At 61.0% G+C, this 15,229-nt stretch carries 20 protein-coding genes; 7 read left to right on the top strand and 13 right to left on the bottom strand.

Annotation, left to right across the window (positions count from 1 at the left end; translation table 11 throughout):
* Positions 1-120: 120 nt before the first annotated feature.
* The 3 genes from CKW29_RS22740 to fos form a co-directional block, all read right to left on the bottom strand.
* Positions 121-1,464, bottom strand: coding sequence for a GGDEF domain-containing protein (locus tag CKW29_RS22740; RefSeq protein ID WP_095147361.1), 1,344 nt, complete (start codon positions 1,462-1,464; stop codon positions 121-123).
* Positions 1,465-1,571: 107 nt separating this feature from the next.
* Positions 1,572-2,210 carry a LysE family translocator gene (locus CKW29_RS22735; RefSeq protein ID WP_095147362.1) on the bottom strand — a complete coding sequence of 213 codons (639 nt, stop codon included), beginning with the start codon at positions 2,208-2,210 and terminating at the stop codon, positions 1,572-1,574.
* A gap of 148 nt (positions 2,211-2,358) precedes the next feature.
* Positions 2,359-2,772: a fosfomycin resistance glutathione transferase gene (gene fos, locus CKW29_RS22730; protein WP_095147363.1), complete on the bottom strand. Its 414-nt coding sequence runs from the start codon at positions 2,770-2,772 to the stop codon at positions 2,359-2,361.
* 124 nt (positions 2,773-2,896) lie between these two features.
* Here fos and CKW29_RS22725 point away from each other — a divergent pair, with 124 nt between their 5' ends.
* Together CKW29_RS22725 and CKW29_RS22720 are read left to right on the top strand one after the other, a co-directional pair.
* Positions 2,897-3,136, top strand: a complete 240-nt coding sequence (locus CKW29_RS22725) for a CopG family ribbon-helix-helix protein (protein WP_095147364.1) — start codon at positions 2,897-2,899, stop codon at positions 3,134-3,136.
* Entirely contained in the window at positions 3,126-3,410 is a 285-nt protein-coding gene (locus CKW29_RS22720) for a type II toxin-antitoxin system RelE/ParE family toxin (protein WP_095149160.1), read from the top strand. The genes CKW29_RS22725 and CKW29_RS22720 overlap by 11 nt, the downstream gene beginning before the upstream one ends.
* A gap of 13 nt (positions 3,411-3,423) precedes the next feature.
* Here CKW29_RS22720 and CKW29_RS22715 read toward each other — a convergent pair whose 3' ends face one another.
* Positions 3,424-4,164, bottom strand: coding sequence for a hypothetical protein (locus CKW29_RS22715; RefSeq protein ID WP_095147366.1), 741 nt, complete (start codon positions 4,162-4,164; stop codon positions 3,424-3,426).
* Positions 4,165-4,197: 33 nt separating this feature from the next.
* Positions 4,198-5,109 carry a LysR family transcriptional regulator gene (locus CKW29_RS22710; RefSeq protein WP_095149159.1) on the bottom strand — a complete coding sequence of 304 codons (912 nt, stop codon included), beginning with the start codon at positions 5,107-5,109 and terminating at the stop codon, positions 4,198-4,200.
* 77 nt (positions 5,110-5,186) lie between these two features.
* Here CKW29_RS22710 and CKW29_RS22705 point away from each other — a divergent pair, with 77 nt between their 5' ends.
* Positions 5,187-5,675 carry a DMT family transporter gene (locus CKW29_RS22705; protein ID WP_095147368.1) on the top strand — a complete coding sequence of 163 codons (489 nt, stop codon included), beginning with the start codon at positions 5,187-5,189 and terminating at the stop codon, positions 5,673-5,675.
* A 105-nt stretch (positions 5,676-5,780) separates the two neighbouring features.
* Here the strand turns inward: CKW29_RS22705 and yiaY are convergent, their stop codons facing one another.
* Positions 5,781-6,929, bottom strand: coding sequence for an L-threonine dehydrogenase (yiaY, locus tag CKW29_RS22700; protein WP_095149158.1), 1,149 nt, complete (start codon positions 6,927-6,929; stop codon positions 5,781-5,783).
* A 153-nt stretch (positions 6,930-7,082) separates the two neighbouring features.
* Between yiaY and CKW29_RS22695 the strand changes: the two genes are divergently transcribed.
* On the top strand, positions 7,083-8,102 hold the full coding sequence (locus CKW29_RS22695) for a DUF4917 family protein (protein WP_095149157.1): 1,020 nt from the start codon (positions 7,083-7,085) through the stop codon (positions 8,100-8,102).
* Positions 8,103-8,148: 46 nt separating this feature from the next.
* Here CKW29_RS22695 and CKW29_RS22690 read toward each other — a convergent pair whose 3' ends face one another.
* Complete coding sequence (locus tag CKW29_RS22690; protein WP_095147371.1) at positions 8,149-8,691, bottom strand: helix-turn-helix domain-containing protein; 543 nt, start codon at positions 8,689-8,691, stop codon at positions 8,149-8,151.
* A gap of 159 nt (positions 8,692-8,850) precedes the next feature.
* Here CKW29_RS22690 and CKW29_RS22685 point away from each other — a divergent pair, with 159 nt between their 5' ends.
* Both CKW29_RS22685 and CKW29_RS22680 read left to right on the top strand, forming a co-directional pair.
* The gene (locus CKW29_RS22685) at positions 8,851-9,633 is read left to right on the top strand and encodes an aldolase (protein WP_095147372.1); all 783 of its coding nucleotides are present in this window, start codon (positions 8,851-8,853) and stop codon (positions 9,631-9,633) included.
* A 30-nt stretch (positions 9,634-9,663) separates the two neighbouring features.
* A complete protein-coding gene (locus CKW29_RS22680) occupies positions 9,664-10,551 on the top strand; it encodes a dihydrodipicolinate synthase family protein (protein WP_095149156.1) in 888 nt (295 codons plus the stop codon).
* A gap of 128 nt (positions 10,552-10,679) precedes the next feature.
* On the opposite strand, the gene CKW29_RS22675 is transcribed toward CKW29_RS22680, so the two are convergent.
* The 3 genes from CKW29_RS22675 to CKW29_RS22665 form a co-directional block, all read right to left on the bottom strand.
* Complete coding sequence (locus tag CKW29_RS22675) at positions 10,680-11,024, bottom strand: YegP family protein (RefSeq protein ID WP_095149155.1); 345 nt, start codon at positions 11,022-11,024, stop codon at positions 10,680-10,682.
* Positions 11,025-11,171: 147 nt separating this feature from the next.
* Complete coding sequence (locus tag CKW29_RS22670) at positions 11,172-11,477, bottom strand: ribbon-helix-helix domain-containing protein (RefSeq protein ID WP_095147375.1); 306 nt, start codon at positions 11,475-11,477, stop codon at positions 11,172-11,174.
* A gap of 14 nt (positions 11,478-11,491) precedes the next feature.
* Positions 11,492-12,073 carry a DJ-1/PfpI family protein gene (locus tag CKW29_RS22665; RefSeq protein ID WP_095147376.1) on the bottom strand — a complete coding sequence of 194 codons (582 nt, stop codon included), beginning with the start codon at positions 12,071-12,073 and terminating at the stop codon, positions 11,492-11,494.
* 236 nt (positions 12,074-12,309) lie between these two features.
* On the opposite strand from CKW29_RS22665, the gene CKW29_RS22660 reads away from it, so the two are divergent.
* Complete coding sequence (locus CKW29_RS22660) at positions 12,310-13,200, top strand: DMT family transporter (protein ID WP_095149154.1); 891 nt, start codon at positions 12,310-12,312, stop codon at positions 13,198-13,200.
* Positions 13,201-13,213: 13 nt separating this feature from the next.
* Here CKW29_RS22660 and CKW29_RS22655 read toward each other — a convergent pair whose 3' ends face one another.
* The 3 genes from CKW29_RS22655 to CKW29_RS22645 all read right to left on the bottom strand — a co-directional run bounded on the left by CKW29_RS22655 (position 13,214) and on the right by CKW29_RS22645 (position 15,208).
* Positions 13,214-14,431 carry an SAM-dependent methyltransferase gene (locus CKW29_RS22655; protein ID WP_095149153.1) on the bottom strand — a complete coding sequence of 406 codons (1,218 nt, stop codon included), beginning with the start codon at positions 14,429-14,431 and terminating at the stop codon, positions 13,214-13,216.
* Positions 14,432-14,564: 133 nt separating this feature from the next.
* Positions 14,565-14,927 carry a hypothetical protein gene (locus CKW29_RS22650; protein WP_095147379.1) on the bottom strand — a complete coding sequence of 121 codons (363 nt, stop codon included), beginning with the start codon at positions 14,925-14,927 and terminating at the stop codon, positions 14,565-14,567.
* A 2-nt stretch (positions 14,928-14,929) separates the two neighbouring features.
* Entirely contained in the window at positions 14,930-15,208 is a 279-nt protein-coding gene (locus tag CKW29_RS22645; protein WP_095147380.1) for an ogr/Delta-like zinc finger family protein, read from the bottom strand.
* Positions 15,209-15,229: the final 21 nt, after the last annotated feature.

The raw sequence follows: 15,229 nt of genomic DNA, 5'->3' as shown, positions 1-15,229 counted from the left end.
ACGCCCTCCTTGAACAGACAGATGAGTGCAGTGGGTGTCCCCACTTGTCTTCAGAAGGCAAAACAAGGCAAAGGTTTAGCCAATCGGCACTGACAGCGACGAACGGCTCCCTGAACCCGATCAGGCGCGATCCAGACGCTCACTCAAGCGTTTGGCGGCGTACATGGCTTCATCGGCATGCTTGAACAGTTGCTTCTCTTCGGTGCCGTGCTCGGGGTACAGCGCCACGCCAATGCTCGGCAGGATGTTCAGGCTATGGCTGTCCAGGCGCATGGGTTGAGCAAGCACTTGACGGATCTTGATCGCCACTCGCGCGGCATCTTCAGCGGCCTGGACACTGTCGAGCAACACGACGAATTCATCGCCGCCAATGCGCGCCACGGTGTCAGACTCTCGTACACAGCCTTGCAGCCGATTGGCCACCGCTTGCAGCAACATGTCGCCAACGCCGTGGCCGTAGGTGTCGTTGACCTGCTTGAAATCATCCAGGTCGACGTACAGCAGCGCCATGCGTCCCAGGTCCCGCTTGGCTTTGCCCAAGGCCGAGGCCAGGCGCTCTCGCAGCAACTCGCGGTTGGGCAAACGGGTCAGGTGGTCGTGCTGGGCCATGTATTGCAGACGGCTGTGCAACTGCTTGCGCTCAATGGCCGCCGCGACTTGGGCGCAGACGTACTGCAGCAGTTCCTTGTCGCGCTCGGTGTAGTGCACGTCACCCGGCATGCTTTTGACGATCAAGGCACCAATGGTGCCTTTCTGCGAGTTCAGGGGCACACCCAGCCAGCACGGAGAGTCCTGATCACTGACGACGCCGGAACAACCGGACACTGCAAATGGCTGCTCGGGTGTCACCAGCACCGGTTGCCCGGAGTGGATCACCTCGGCGCACAGCCTCCCGGTCACACTGAACTCGGGATCACACTCGTGATGGTCGACATGGTAGGGAAAGTTCAGTTGTTCGCAGTGCTCGTCATAGAGCGCCACCGAGAAGTTCAGCGCCGGCAACCACTCACCGATCAGCTGGTGAATTCGCTTGAACAGCGCCAGCAGATCCTCGGCGGCGTGGGCCGCTTCGGAGATCGCATACAAGGCTGCCTGCCGGGACTCGGCCAGTTTGCGCTCGGTGATGTCGCGGGCCACGGCGATGCGCAATTGATCGACTTCGGACCAGCGCGCCGACCACATGATATGGACCACCTGACCGTCCTTGCGCAGGTAGCGGTTTTCGAAGCTGGGGTTCGGTTGGCCACGCATGATTTCCCGGGCAGCGTCCAGGGTCCGCTGACGGTCGGCCGGGTGCACCATCTCGATCATCTGTTGGCCGATCAGCTCGTCCTGGGTGTAACCGAACACTTGCTCGCAGGAAGCACTGACAAAGACAAAGCGTCCCTGGCTGTCGACGGCACATACGACGTCGAGCAGCAGATCGATGTAACTGGCCAGCGGTGCGGAGTTTCTGGTGGTCATGTTGGATGGATACTGTCCAAAAATGCAGCTATGAGTATCAGTCCATGGACCTGGCAATCCCTGAGCGCGGGTGCCTTGTTACAACTGACGCAGCCTTGCGTGCAGCCTCAAGTCTTGTTTGCCAGCAGGCCCGGCACCGCATGCAGCAGGGCGTTGATGGCGAAACCGATGAACATTACCCCGCAAATCCGGGTGATTGCCAGCTCATGACGCTGATACAGCGAGCGCACCCGACGAGCGCCCACGACCCCGATCAGAATAGCGTATGCCGCGATACCGCCAAGGAAACTCAGCGCGATCAGCCACGGCAGCATCGACCAGTGCAGCAACTCGGCGCGGCTGGACAGCAATGCGGTAAAAGTCGCCACGGCCACCGGGTATGCCTTGGGATTGGTCAGGCCGAACATGATCCCATGCCAGAACGGCTGGCGCGCCGGTCCTTGCTCCGTGTCGCCGCTGCCGGGGCGGCTGCGGATCGCCCGCACGCCCAGCCAGAACAGGTACAGGCCGCTGAGCACTCCGAGCACGTCAAACGCGCTGCTGCCAATTTCCCGCGCACCGACAATGGCGATCAACGCCGTGCTGCACCAGACCACATCGCCCAACAAGTGACCACAGAGAAACCCCGCGCCCGCGCGCCGGCCTCGGGCAGCGCCAATCCCGAAAACCGCGAGCACACCCGGCCCCGGCGTGATGCCGTAGATAAAACCCGAGGCGAGTACGGCGAACAACAATGAAGACGTCATCGGTTAACACTCCCTGTAAGGCCATCCAGGCCTGAACGGCGTGCTGGAGTGCGCTTTTTAACACAAGCCCAGGCGGTGCCTGTAACCATAAAAACTCAGAAGATCATGACTTGAAGTCATACCTCACCCAGCGGGCCGATGCCGGGTGCTACGGCGTGAAGAATTTCATCCCGGCATAGGGCCGCTGGCGACAGGCCTCAAGCCGTGATGCCAGATCACCGACGTGGGCTTCGAGCTGATGCCCGTCGGGGTCCAGGAAATAGAACGACGCGCCTTCACTGCGGTTGCCTCGCCACTCTGGCACAGCGGCTGTTCGCAAGCGCGCGACGAACACCGGGAAATCGTCGGCACCCAGGCTGAAGGCGTAATGGGTGTAATCGACAACGGCGCCTGGCTCACGCCTGGGGTCGAGCGACAGGCACAACCACAACCCTGGCAACGACAGATAGGCACCGTTGTCCCAGGTGGCATCGAGGCGCAGCTGCAGCAGGCCATGATAGAACGCCAGACTGCGTTCCAGGTCAGTGACCGCCAGGGTCAGGTGGTTGAGGCCGTGGAGCATGCCGGGTACCTCGCGAGTGATATTCTGAATCAAAGCACTGGGGGCAACAGACGAGCGGGACTAGCTCCGCCCCCCTGACTGCAATGTAGTATGTTGTATTACAAACCACTACATCGAGACAGCCATGTCCGTCATGTCTTTGCGCCTGCCAGACGAAATTGCCGACACCCTCGCCAGCCTGGCCAAAGCGACAGGTCGGAGTAAATCTTTCCTGGCCGTCGATGCGCTACGTGAGTACCTGGCTCGAGAAACCTGGCAAATCGAAGAAATCCAGCACGCGTTGAAAGAAGCTGATGCCGGAGACTTTGCCAGTGATGAAGAAGTCAGTGCCCTCACCGGCAAGTGGACCGGTAATGCGCGTTGAGTGGCTGAGAACCGCACTCAAAAATATTGATGACGAAGCCACTTACCTTGCCTTGGAAAATCCGAAGACAGCAACCGACTTCGTCAAAGCCATCTTCGCCAGTGTCGAGCAGCTCTCCCGATTTCCGGCCATGGGCCGTGAGGGCCGCCTGCCCGGCACTCGAGAGTGGGTGCTACCCGCCCCCCCCTACCTTATCCCTTATCGTGTTCGCCAAGGCAGGCTTCAAATACTGCGCGTGTTCCACACCCGTCGCTTACCGCCCGGAGCATGGTAGGTCACGGTCCGTGTCATAGACCCTGCATCTCCTTGGGAACCACATACTGCCGACCGTCATAGCGCAGCGTCGTCAGCACCGTCTTGCCCACCGTTTCCTTGTATTCACAGTCATCGCGCCCCACCAGGTTCTGCGTGTCGGTGGTCACCGACCTGACGATCAGGTCGGCAAAGCCATGGCTACTGGTTTTGGCCATGTCCAGGGTGCGTTTGGTGTGACTGAATTCGCCGGCGCAGTTGGTATCCCACTCGCCGTTGCCGGATTCGATCACCAACTGTTCAAGGACCGGACGCAACACGTTGCCTTCGCGCACGTACAGCGACAGGACGGCTTGCTCGAACGGGTTGGCACGCGATGAACCGGTGAAGCCGGCACGCACGCCGAATGCTCGCAGATCGGAGGTGAGTTTATAGCGCGCGGTGTCGATGCTCAGCCCATCGAAGCGCACGGCATCGGAGCTGTACACCGACGCCTGGGCATAGCGGGCCAGCGGCTTGCCGTCGACGTTGGACACCACGGCCAGTTTCAGGTCGTACATGCCCATGCCATCCGGCGCATCGCTGAGGGTGGGGTCCGGCTCGATCTGCGACAACGCGGTGATGGTCTGGCCATCGTAGGCCGGCCAGTCCTTGCACACCGAGTAGCCCGGCACGCCCTCGGGCAACAGCGGTTTTTCACATTCGGCATAGGCCTGAGTTGCACTCAGCGCGCCACTCATGGCCACGCAGCCCAGCCAGCGGTATTTCAAGGTCATTCCGTGTTCCTTGTGTACGTCTTGATCAAACAGTCAGCCATGCACTATCGCCTGCCCGACCTGTCGATTCAACCAGTTCAACGCAGGGTCACCTCCCCGGTGGCCATGCCAGGCGAGCACGAAGGTGAATGGGGGGATGTGAAACGGGGGCGGCAGGATCACCAATTGCGACTGATCGATACCCTGCAGGCCACGGGCGGCGACGGTGAGGATCAGGTCGGTTGCGCGAATCAATTGCGGGGCCACACTCCAGTGCGGCAGGCTGACGGTGACGTGACGGCGCTCGCCAAGGGTGGTCAGCGCGCGCTCGATTTCCGGGGTGCCGCTGCCACGCATTTCCAGCAGGACATGGGGCCGGGCGACATAGGTCGGCAGGTCGAGCATGCCGCTGGCCGGCAAGCTGTCGCGATCCACCAGGCAGGCAAACCGCTCCTCGAACAGCGTCGTGGAGCGCAGCTCGTTGGGCAGTTCGGGAAACACCCCGGCGGCCAGGTCGATATCGCCGTTGAGCACACCTTCCAGCATGCCTTCGCGACTGGCGTGGCTGATTTGCAGGTCGATGCCCGGCGCCTCACGGCGCAAGGTACGGATCAGCCCCGGCAGGACAAGGGCCGCGCCGTAGTCGGACATCGCCAGGCGGAACCTGCGTTTGGCTGACGCGGGGTCAAAGGCGTTGGGTGCCAGCAACGCCTGGACCTGCGACAGCGCTTCGCGCAGTGGCGCTGCCAGTTCCAGCGCACGCGGAGTGGCGACCAACCCGGCACCGGCACGCACCAGCAAGGGATCACCCAGCATGTCACGCAGCCGCGCCAGCGCGTGGCTGACCGCCGGCTGGCTGAGATGAAGGCGCTCGGCCGCGCGCGTCACGTGCTGCTCGCTGAGCAAAGCGTCGAGGATCACCAGCAGGTTCAAATCGATACGGCGCAGATCATTCATCCGATGCATGTTCTGGATAGCTATTTGGAATTTAAATCTGCGCGACGAATACCTTAGAGTCCAGCAAAACCTGTTGGAGAAACCTCATGAGTACCTTGCATTGGGCCGGACTGTTGCTACTGGCGGTGATCGCCGGCGCCGTGGTGCCCTTTCAAAGCGCGATCAACGCCAACCTCAGTCGCGGCCTCGGCCATCCCTTGTGGGCGACCCTTGCATCGTTGCTGGTGAGTATGGCGGTGTTGTTGCCGGTGATCATCGCCCTGCGTTTGCCGCTACCGTCCCTGGGGTTCATCAGCAAGGCGCCCCTGGGGATGTGGGCCGGCGGTGCCTTCGGTGTGTGCTTCATTGCCCTGGCCTTGATGCTGCTTCCCAAACTGGGGGCATCCGGGTTCATTGCCCTGGCGCTGAGCGGGCAGGTGGTGGCGTCGCTGGTGCTGGATCACTTCGGGTTATTCGGGCTGGTGGAGCGGCATCTGACCCTGCCGAAGCTGCTCGGCGCGGCCATGCTGATTGCCGGGGTGGTGTTGATTCAATTCAGCACCAGCCCCGCCAGAGCCCTGCTGCCGGACCCGTGATTCAGCCCCCTGCTCCACGGTCCCGGCGTAAACCGCTACGGGCGCCAGCCTGGCCACTGGCGCTGATGAGCGTGGCCCTGGCGGTGACAGCCATGGGCTGAACCGTCAGAACGCGTTGCGGAAAATCTCTTCGATCTGCCGCTGATCCGCCGCCCGTGGATTGGTCAGGCCACAAGCATCTTTCAGCGCGTTGGCCGCGAGGAGCGGGACGTCTTGCAGCTTGGCCCCAAGGTCGCGCAAGCCGGCTGGAATCTCCACGTCCCGGGACAATTCACGGATCGCTGCGATAGCCGCCTCAGCACCCTCCTGCGGGTTGAGACCACGGGTCTCGACACCCAGCGCATGGGCCACCACCGCCAGGCGTTCAGCACAGATCGCGGCGTTGAAGCTTTGCACGTGAGGCAACAGCACCGCGTTGCACACGCCATGGGGCAAGTCGTAAAGGCCGCCCAACTGGTGGGCCATTGCATGGACAAACCCCAGGGACGCGTTGTTGAACGCCATGCCCGCGAGGAACTGCGCGTAAGCCATGTTCTCCCGGGCGATCATGTCGCTGCCGTCGCGCACCGCCAGGCGTAAATTGCGACTGATCAGCTCGATGGCTTTCAGCGCGCAGGCATCGGTGATCGGATTGGCGGCGGTGGAGACATAGGCTTCGATGGCGTGGGTCAAGGCGTCCATGCCGGTGGCGGCGGTCAGGCCCTTGGGCATGGCGGCCATCAGGGCAGGGTCGTTGACCGACAACAGTGGCGTGACATTGCGGTCGACGATGGCCATTTTCACATGGCGTGATTCGTCGGTGATGATGCAGAAGCGGGTCATTTCACTGGCGGTGCCGGCGGTGGTGTTAATGGCAATCAACGGCAGCTGTGGCTTGGCGGACCGGTCGACACCTTCGTAGTCGGCGATCTTGCCGCCATTGGTGGCGCACAGGGCGATGCCCTTGGCGCAGTCGTGGGGCGAGCCGCCGCCCAGGGACACCACGAAATCGCATTCGCTGCGCTGCAGCAGTTCCAGGCCGCTCTCCACATTGGCGATGCTCGGGTTGGGCTTGGCGCCGTCGAACACCACGGAATCAATGTCCTGCATCGCCAGCTTTTCGGCGATCAGGCTGGCCACGCCCGCTTCGGCCAGGCCTGTGTCGGTCACGATCAGGGCCTTGCGAAACCCGTAGTTGCCGATGGCAATCATGGCTTCGTCGAGGCAACCGGTGCCCATGATGTTCACGGCGGGAATGAAAAATGTGCTGGTCACGGCGATTCCTCCTCGATAGACCGAACCGTCACTCCTGATTCGGCAGATACCCCAAGGATCGACCCATCGCTCACCGCGCATCTTGATCTGGCTCAACACCCGGTCGTGATAAAGTCTGCGCCCTGCCCCCACCCGCTTGAGAAGACCGACGCGATGACCGAGTTCCAGGATGTTGATGCCCACCTAGAAGACTGGAAGGCGTTGCGTGCAACCACCCCGTTCAGTGCCCTGTTGGTGGGCAACGGTGCCAGTCGCGCGGTGTGGGATGACTTCGGTTACGACTCGCTGTTCGAAAACGCGCGCACGGTGGAGGAAAAGCCGTTGAGCCCGTCCGAGCTGAGTGTGTTCGAGGCGATGCAGACGCGCAGTTTCGAGCAAGTGCTGGGCGCACTGAAAACCACCAGCCGGGTCAACAAGGCCCTGGCCGTCAGCTCCGCGGCACCGCGCAATCGTTACTACGCGATCAAGGAAGCGCTGATCAACACCGTGCATGCGGTGCATATTCCCTGGCGCCTGGTGCAGGCCTCAAGCCTGGCGATGATCAGTCAGGAGTTGAGCTGCTACCCGACGGTGTTCACCACCAACTATGACCTGCTCAATTACTGGGCGATCCAGCACCAGCCCGATGGCATCAGCGACCTGTTTCATGGCACTGGGCCGAGCTTCGACCTGAGCGCCAGCACCACCGACAAGACCCGCCTGTTGTACCTGCACGGCGGCCTGCACCTGGTGCGCAACCAGGACGGCACCGCGCGCAAACTGACCTCCACCGAAGGGACGCTGCTGGGCAGCTTTGCGATCAATAACACGATCAAGACCCTGGATGATGTGCCGCTGTTCGTCAGCGAAGGCAGCAGCGAAGACAAGCTCAAGACCATCCGCAGTTCGGATTACCTGTCGTTCTGCTACGACCAGTTGCTGCATCAACACGATGGGTTGTGCATCTTCGGTCACAGCCTCGGCAAGCAGGACGAGCACCTCATTCACGCCCTGCGCCAAGCCAAACCGAACACCGTGGCGATCTCGATCTATCCACGCAGCGCAGCGTTTATCCAGAGCCAGAAACGGCATTACGCAAAGGTGTTTGAGGGGACGGGGGTTGAGCTGCGGTTTTTCGATTCGAAGTCGCACGCCCTGGGTAACCCGGTGCTGACGGTGCCGGTCGAGGTCTGACACTGTCACTGTGGCGCGCGCTCAAGTCAGGCACGGCATAACCCGATCACTCCTCGCTGCTGTGCACCACCACCAGCAACTGCGCCTGCACCTCGCCCACCGAGCGCAGGCGGTGAGGCTTTTGTGCGTTGAAGTGCAGCGCATCCCCCCGATCCAGGATCACCCGCTCGTTCATGAAGTCGACTTCGACCTGGCCCTCATGGACAAACAGGAACTCCTCCCCCAGGTGCTCCTTGAAGGTCTTGTCGCTGAACTCCTTGGGCGGATAGACGATGAAGGGCAACAGGCTGCGCTCACTGACCTGATGAGCCAGTACCGCGTAACCCGGCGCCTGGTCATTGGCCGCCAGAGACTGTCGCTCATGGGCGCGCACCAGGCTGTAGCTGTCGAGGCTGATCGCGTCCTCGGAGAACAACTCCTCGACCTTGACGTTCAGCGCCTTGGCCAGTTTCAGCGCCGCCGCAATGGACGGAGTGTTGAGCCCGCGCTCGACTTTCGACAGATAGCTCTTGGTCATGCCGGATTTTTCGGCCAGGGCCTCCAGCGTAACACCGAGTTTTTTTCTCAATAATTTCAAACGGATAGACATGTGGAGCGATTAATCCATCAAGGAGGCAACGATTAGTCCTTGCCAATGACACAAAGTGTCATATAGCCTTTTAAGTATCATGTGCGATCACCCAACGACCTTGCGAGCAGCGGGAGAACCACATCCGACGTCCATTGATTGCTACAAAGGACACCTGATATGGCCAAGACATTAGCACTACCTAAAGAGCAACTCATCAAGCAGGCGCTTTCGCAGATGCAAAGCACCCTGGCGGATAATACGTGGACTGACCGGCAAAAGCTGGCGCTGACCTGCCGCATTCTGTTCGAGAACGGTCACGACTCGGGGCTGGCCGGGCAAATTACCGCCCGCGGCCCACAACCGGGCACCTACTACACCCAGCAACTGGGCCTGGGTTTCGACGAAATCACCGCGAGCAACCTGCTGCTGGTCAACGAAGACCTGGAAGTGCTGGAAGGCCACGGCATGCCGAACCCGGCCAACCGATTCCACAGCTGGGTCTACCGCGCCCGCCCGGACGTGAACTGCATCATCCACACGCACCCGACCCACGTCGCCGCCTTGTCGATGCTGGAAGTGCCACTGGAAATCTCCCACATGGACCTCTGCCCGCTCTACGAGGACTGCGCCTTTCTCGAAGCCTGGCCGGGGGTGCCGGTGGGCAACGAAGAAGGTGAAATCATCGCTGGGGCTCTGGGCGACAAGCGCGCGATTGTGCTTTCCCACCACGGCCAGCTGTCGACCGGACGGACCATCGAGGAAGCCTGCGTGATTGCACAGTTGATCGAGCGCGCGGCCAAGCTACAGTTGCTGGCGATGTCGGCCGGTACGCTCAAACCGATCCTGCCGGCACTCGGCCGCGAAGCCCATGACTGGATCTCCAAGCCCAAGCGCCACGGCGCCGCGTTCAACTACTACGCCCGGCAGAACCTGCGCCAACACGCCGATTGCCTGAACTGAAACCGCTCATTCGCTTAATGGAGAGACAGCATGTCCAGCCCTTCTATTCACGGCATCATCGGCTACACCATCACCCCCTTCACCGCCAACGGTGAACACATTGATCTCGACGCACTGGGGCGCTCCATCGATCGCCTGATCGACAGCGGCGTACACGCCATCGCCCCACTGGGCAGCACGGGCGAAGGCGCCTACCTGAGCGATGCGGAGTGGGATCAGGTCAGCGAATTCAGCATCAGGCACGTCGCCAGGCGCGTGCCGACCATCGTCAGCGTCTCAGACCTGACCACCGCCAAGGCAGTGCGACGCGCCCGTTTCGCCGAAACCCATGGCGCCGACGTGGTGATGGTGCTGCCAGCGTCCTACTGGAAACTCAGCGAAGCCGAGATTCTCGCCCACTACCACGCCATCGGCGAGAGCATCGGCGTGCCGATCATGCTCTACAACAACCCGGCCACCAGCGGCACCGACATGTCGGTGGACCTGATCCTGCGGATCTTCAATGCCGTGGAAAACGTGACCATGGTCAAGGAGAGCACCGGCGATATCCAGCGCATGCACAAGCTGCAACTGCTCGGCGAAGGCCAGGTGCCGTTCTACAACGGCTGCAACCCGCTGGTGCTGGAAGCATTCGCAGCCGGAGCCAAAGGCTGGTGCACCGCGGCACCGAACCTGATCCCGCAACTCAACGGTGCGCTGTACCAGGCCGTGCTGGCCAATGATCTGGATAAGGCACGGGCGTTGTTCTATCGCCAGTTGCCGTTGCTGGACTTCATCCTCAAGGGAGGACTGCCGGCGACCATCAAGGCCGGTCTGCGCATGACCGGTCTGGAAGTGGGTGACCCGCGCCTGCCGGTGTTCCCGTTGGGTGAAGCGGGTTGCAGTCAGTTGCAGGAATTGCTGGATACCTTGCGCTGAGACAATCCCCTGATGATTGTTCCCACGCTCTGCGTGGGAATACAGCCCGTGACGCTCCGCGTCACGGGACGCAGAGCATCCCTGGAGGCATTCCCACGCGCGAGCGCAGGAATGATCAGACGGTGTATTCAAAGCACCGGCGTGGTCTTGTCTTTGATGATTGTGGTCGGACCATTGGTCTTGACGCTGGCAATGCCTTTGTCCCGGGCGGCTTCCGAGGAATACGCCTCGCTGTTGCCGATGACCTGATGATTGGCCGCCTTGAGATTGAAGTAAGGATGGCCGTCCTTGGTGGTTTTTTTCTCGTAGCGATCATCCAATGGGCTATTGGTCTGCACCGAGGCGATGCCGTTGTCGGCGGCGGTACGCGTGGTGTAAAGCTCGCTGGTGAGAATGGTTTCGGCGTTGGCCGCTTTCAGCACGAAGCGGAATTGGCCATTGCTGCTTTTACTCAACTCATACCATCCAGACATGCGTCTGCTCCTGTCGATTGAAATGGCGGGGGATTACGACTCTGAAGTAAAGCCCTTCCTCGGCGTTTGGCCAGTTCAAATTTCCGGGTGCCGGTGCGCGGGAGTTCAGATAGCCATGGCGGGCCTCCCGACATAGAGGCCCGCAGATTACTTGACCGCCGCCCGCACCACTGACAAACCGGGCGCCCGCTCCCGCCGCTGGCTCAGGTAACGGGTGCAGCTGACCCGCAGGAACGAGGCGAAGTTCACCACTTCGCCTCGATAGTCCATCACCTCTTCATAGAGTTTGGCGATCAACTGGTTGGTGGTCATGCCATCCATTTCGGCGATCTCGCTGAGAATGTCCCAGAACTGGTTCTCCAGGCGCAGCGTGGTCACCACCCCGCAGATGCGCAGTGAGCGCGAGCGTGACTCGTACAGAATCGGGTCGGCTTTGACATAGAGCTCGCACATGCGCAGGCCTCCGCTTACAAGGTGATGGTCGTGCCCAGCAGACCGAGGAACCCGGCCAGCCAGCTCGGGTGCGCCGGCCAGGCAGGTGCCGTCGCCAGATTGCCCTGAACGTGGCCTTGCGTCACCGGGATGTCGATGTACGTGCCACCGGCCAACCGCACTTCCGGTGCGCAGGCCGGATACGCGCTGCATTCGCGCCCTTCCAGAATCCCCGCCGCCGCCAGCAATTGCGCACCGTGGCAGACCGCGGCAATCGGTTTTGCGGCCTGGTCGAAGGCTTGCACCAGTTGCAGGACCTTGTCGTTCAAGCGCAGGTATTCCGGCGCACGACCACCAGGCACCAGCAACGCGTCGTAGTCCGCGGCATCGACCTTGGCGAAGTCGAAGTTCAGGGCGAACAGGTGACCGGGTTTTTCGCTGTAGGTCTGGTCGCCTTCGAAGTCATGGATCGCGGTGCGCACAGTCTGCCCGGCGGTTTTGTCCGGGCACACCGCGTGCACCGTGTGACCGACCATCAGCAGTGCCTGGAACGGCACCATCACTTCATAGTCTTCGACGTAATCGCCAACCAGCATCAGAATCTTTTTCGCAGCCATGGGGAGGACTCCTCTGAATGAATCATGGGCAGAACAGAGTCTTCAAGGTAGTCCCGATCAGGTAGGGGTGGGTAATAATCAGCTACTACATAACGCTGCACACTGTTTACGAGCCGCAGAGGCTTCTGTGGCGAATGTCAAAACTGTACGGATAACTCTGCACCTGACTGTAACAGCGCAGCCAGCACGGTTTGTGGCTAGATGAAGACATCTCTCCCTCGCTTCTGGTTACCGTCATGTCCTCGCGCGAAAATACCGGCATGGCCCTGGGCCTGCTCGGCGTCATCATCTTCAGCCTGACCCTGCCCTTCACCCGGATCGTCGTGCAAGAACTGCACCCGCTGCTCAACGGTCTGGGCCGCGCGCTGTTCGCGGCGATTCCAGCGGCCGTGTTGTTACTGTGGAATCGGGAAAAATGGCCCACCTGGCGGCAGGTCAAAGGTCTGTCGCTGGTGATCGCCGGGGTGATTCTCGGGTTTCCCGTGCTCTCGGCCTGGGCCATGCAAACCCTGCCGGCGTCTCACGGTGCGCTGGTCAATGGCCTGCAGCCGCTGTGCGTGGCGCTGTATGCCGCCTGGCTGTCCCATGAGCGCCCCTCGAAAGCCTTCTGGGCCTGTGCCGCATTGGGTAGCGCGCTGGTACTGGGTTACGCGCTGATCAGTGGCGCCGGGAGTATTCAGGCCGGTGACTGGCTGATGCTCGCAGCCATTGCCGTCGGTGGGCTGGGGTATGCCGAAGGTGGTCGCCTGGCCAGGGAGATGGGCGGCTGGCAAGTGATCTGCTGGGCACTGGTACTGTCGACTCCCCTGTTGATCGGCCCCGTGCTGTACCTGGCCATGCAGCATCAGGGCGAGATTTCCGCCAAGACCTGGTGGGCCTTTGGCTATGTGTCGCTGTTCTCGCAGTTCATCGGTTTTTTTGCCTGGTATGCCGGGCTGGCCATGGGTGGCATTGCCCGGGTCAGTCAGATCCAGTTACTGCAGATCTTCTTCACCATCGCGTTCTCGGCACTGTTCTTTGGAGAACAGGTCCAGCCGATCACCTGGTTGTTCGCCGCCGGGGTGATCGTGACGGTGGTGTTGGGACGCAAGACCGCGATACGGCCAGCGCGCGCGGTCACGGCGTAGCCGCACGCGGGTATCACGCCAGGTAGCCGTCAGCCCGCAGCAGGGTTTCCAGGCAATGTTCACTGATGTGATAGAACGCCTTGAGCTCCTGGATTTTCACCAACAACTGGGCCGGGTCCACCGGTTCGGCACGCTTGACCGCCAGGATCATCTTGTTCTTGTTGGTATGGTCCAGGGAGATGAACTCGAAGACCTTGGTTTCATAACCACAGGCTTCGAGGAACAGCGCCCGCAGGCTGTCAGTGACCATCTCTGCCTGTTGGCCAAGGTGCAAGCCGTATTGCAGCATCGGCTTGAGCAGTGCCGGGCTCTGGATTTGCAGGCGAATCTGTTTGTGGCAGCACGGCGAGCACATGATGATCGACGCGCCCGAACGGATGCCGGTGTGGATCGCGTAATCAGTGGCGATATCGCAGGCATGCAGGGCAATCATCACGTCCAGCTCGCTGGGCGCCACGCTGCGTACGTCACCGCACTTGAACACCAGCCCCGGATGCTCCAGGCGTGCGGCCGCGGCGTTGCACAGGCTGACCATGTCTTCACGCAGTTCAACGCCGGTGACCACGCCTTCAGCCTTCAAGGTATTGCGCAGATAATCGTGAATGGCGAAGGTCAGGTAGCCCTTGCCCGAGCCGAAATCCGCCACCTGTACCGGCTTGTCCAGCACCAGCGGTGAAGCGGTCAGTGCATGGCTGAACACTTCAATGAACTTGTTGATCTGCTTCCACTTGCGCGACATCGCCGGGATCAACTCGTGCTGCTTGTTGGTCACGCCCAGGTCGGCGAGAAACGGCCGGTTCAAGTCCAGGAAACGGTTTTTCTCGCGATTGTGGTCCGCCGAAGGCACTTCACGCAGTTGCTGCGGCTTGCTCTTGAACAGCGAGCTCTTGCCCTTCTTGCTGTACTCAAGCTGGGCTTCATCGGTCAGCGACAGCAGATGGGCGTTCTTGAACGACTGCGGCAACAGCCCGGCAATCGTTGCCACGCCCTCTTCCACGGGGAAGTTCTTGGTAATGTCGCGGGTCTTGTAGCGATAGACGAAGGACAGGCACGGCTGATCCTTCACGGTCAGTTGCTTGACGATGATGCGCTGCAAGTCCGTTTCGTCACCGACATACTTGGCCAACACCAACTTGATGAACGCGCTCTGCGCCAGGCTGCTGGTCAACAGGTTGATGAATTGCGCGTGATGATCCGGCGTGAGGCTGGCGGGAGTTGCGGTAGCGGACATGTAGGAAGCGCCTCGGGCGGTACGAATCTGGGGGATGCCGGTATTTTAGGGGGGATGACGGTTTAGGGCACGGGGTTATTTTTCATCAGGTCCGGCAAGCGCGGTCCAGGACCTGATGACTCGGCTAAAAAACTCAGGGTTCCACCAGTCGGAGTTTGCGATTGGCAGGGGCGTTAATCACGTATTTGACAATCAGTCCCACCGGTACCGCCCAGGTCAGGCCGTTGGCCGGATCCGTGACCACCGCCACGGTTTCGGAACTGGCTGCGATATCCAGACGTCGGCGATCGTGGCTGGACTTGAGTATTCCGTAGGCATGGCTCACCAGCCGCTCCGCCAGATGCATCGGCACGTCGATGCTCTGCAAGTGCCTCACTGCGCGACAGAACAGCACCTGGTCGTCAATGAGGCCACCGCTCTCATGCCGGGCCAGAAACGCCAAGGCAATGCCCAGCAGTTCTTCATTCAAATCCGGTAGTTCATCGACTCCCTGCATGCTCACGACTCCACGGGGGTTTCCATCGAAGGCTCGCTCACCACCACAGGTCGCGCGGCGCGACGCAGGTCGGGCCCGGCGCAAGGCAAACGCACGGCCGGGTTGGGCATGCCACTGGGTGACAGTTCATGGGTCATTTCAAACTCCGCACGCACCGACCAGCCGCAGGCTTCCGAGGTGCATTGCAAATACGCCACCCGCAGGAAAATATGACGGCCCTCGCTGGTTCGAATGCGCATCCTGCTCAGACAATGAGGACAGACCATTTTGTAGGTACTCATGCTTAACTCCCGACTGTCATC

The organism is Pseudomonas sp. Irchel s3a18, from assembly GCF_900187535.1.
Lineage (GTDB): Bacteria > Pseudomonadota > Gammaproteobacteria > Pseudomonadales > Pseudomonadaceae > Aquipseudomonas.
The sequence above is the reverse complement of the archived record's forward strand: the minus strand, read 5'-3'. Positions and strand labels throughout refer to the sequence as shown.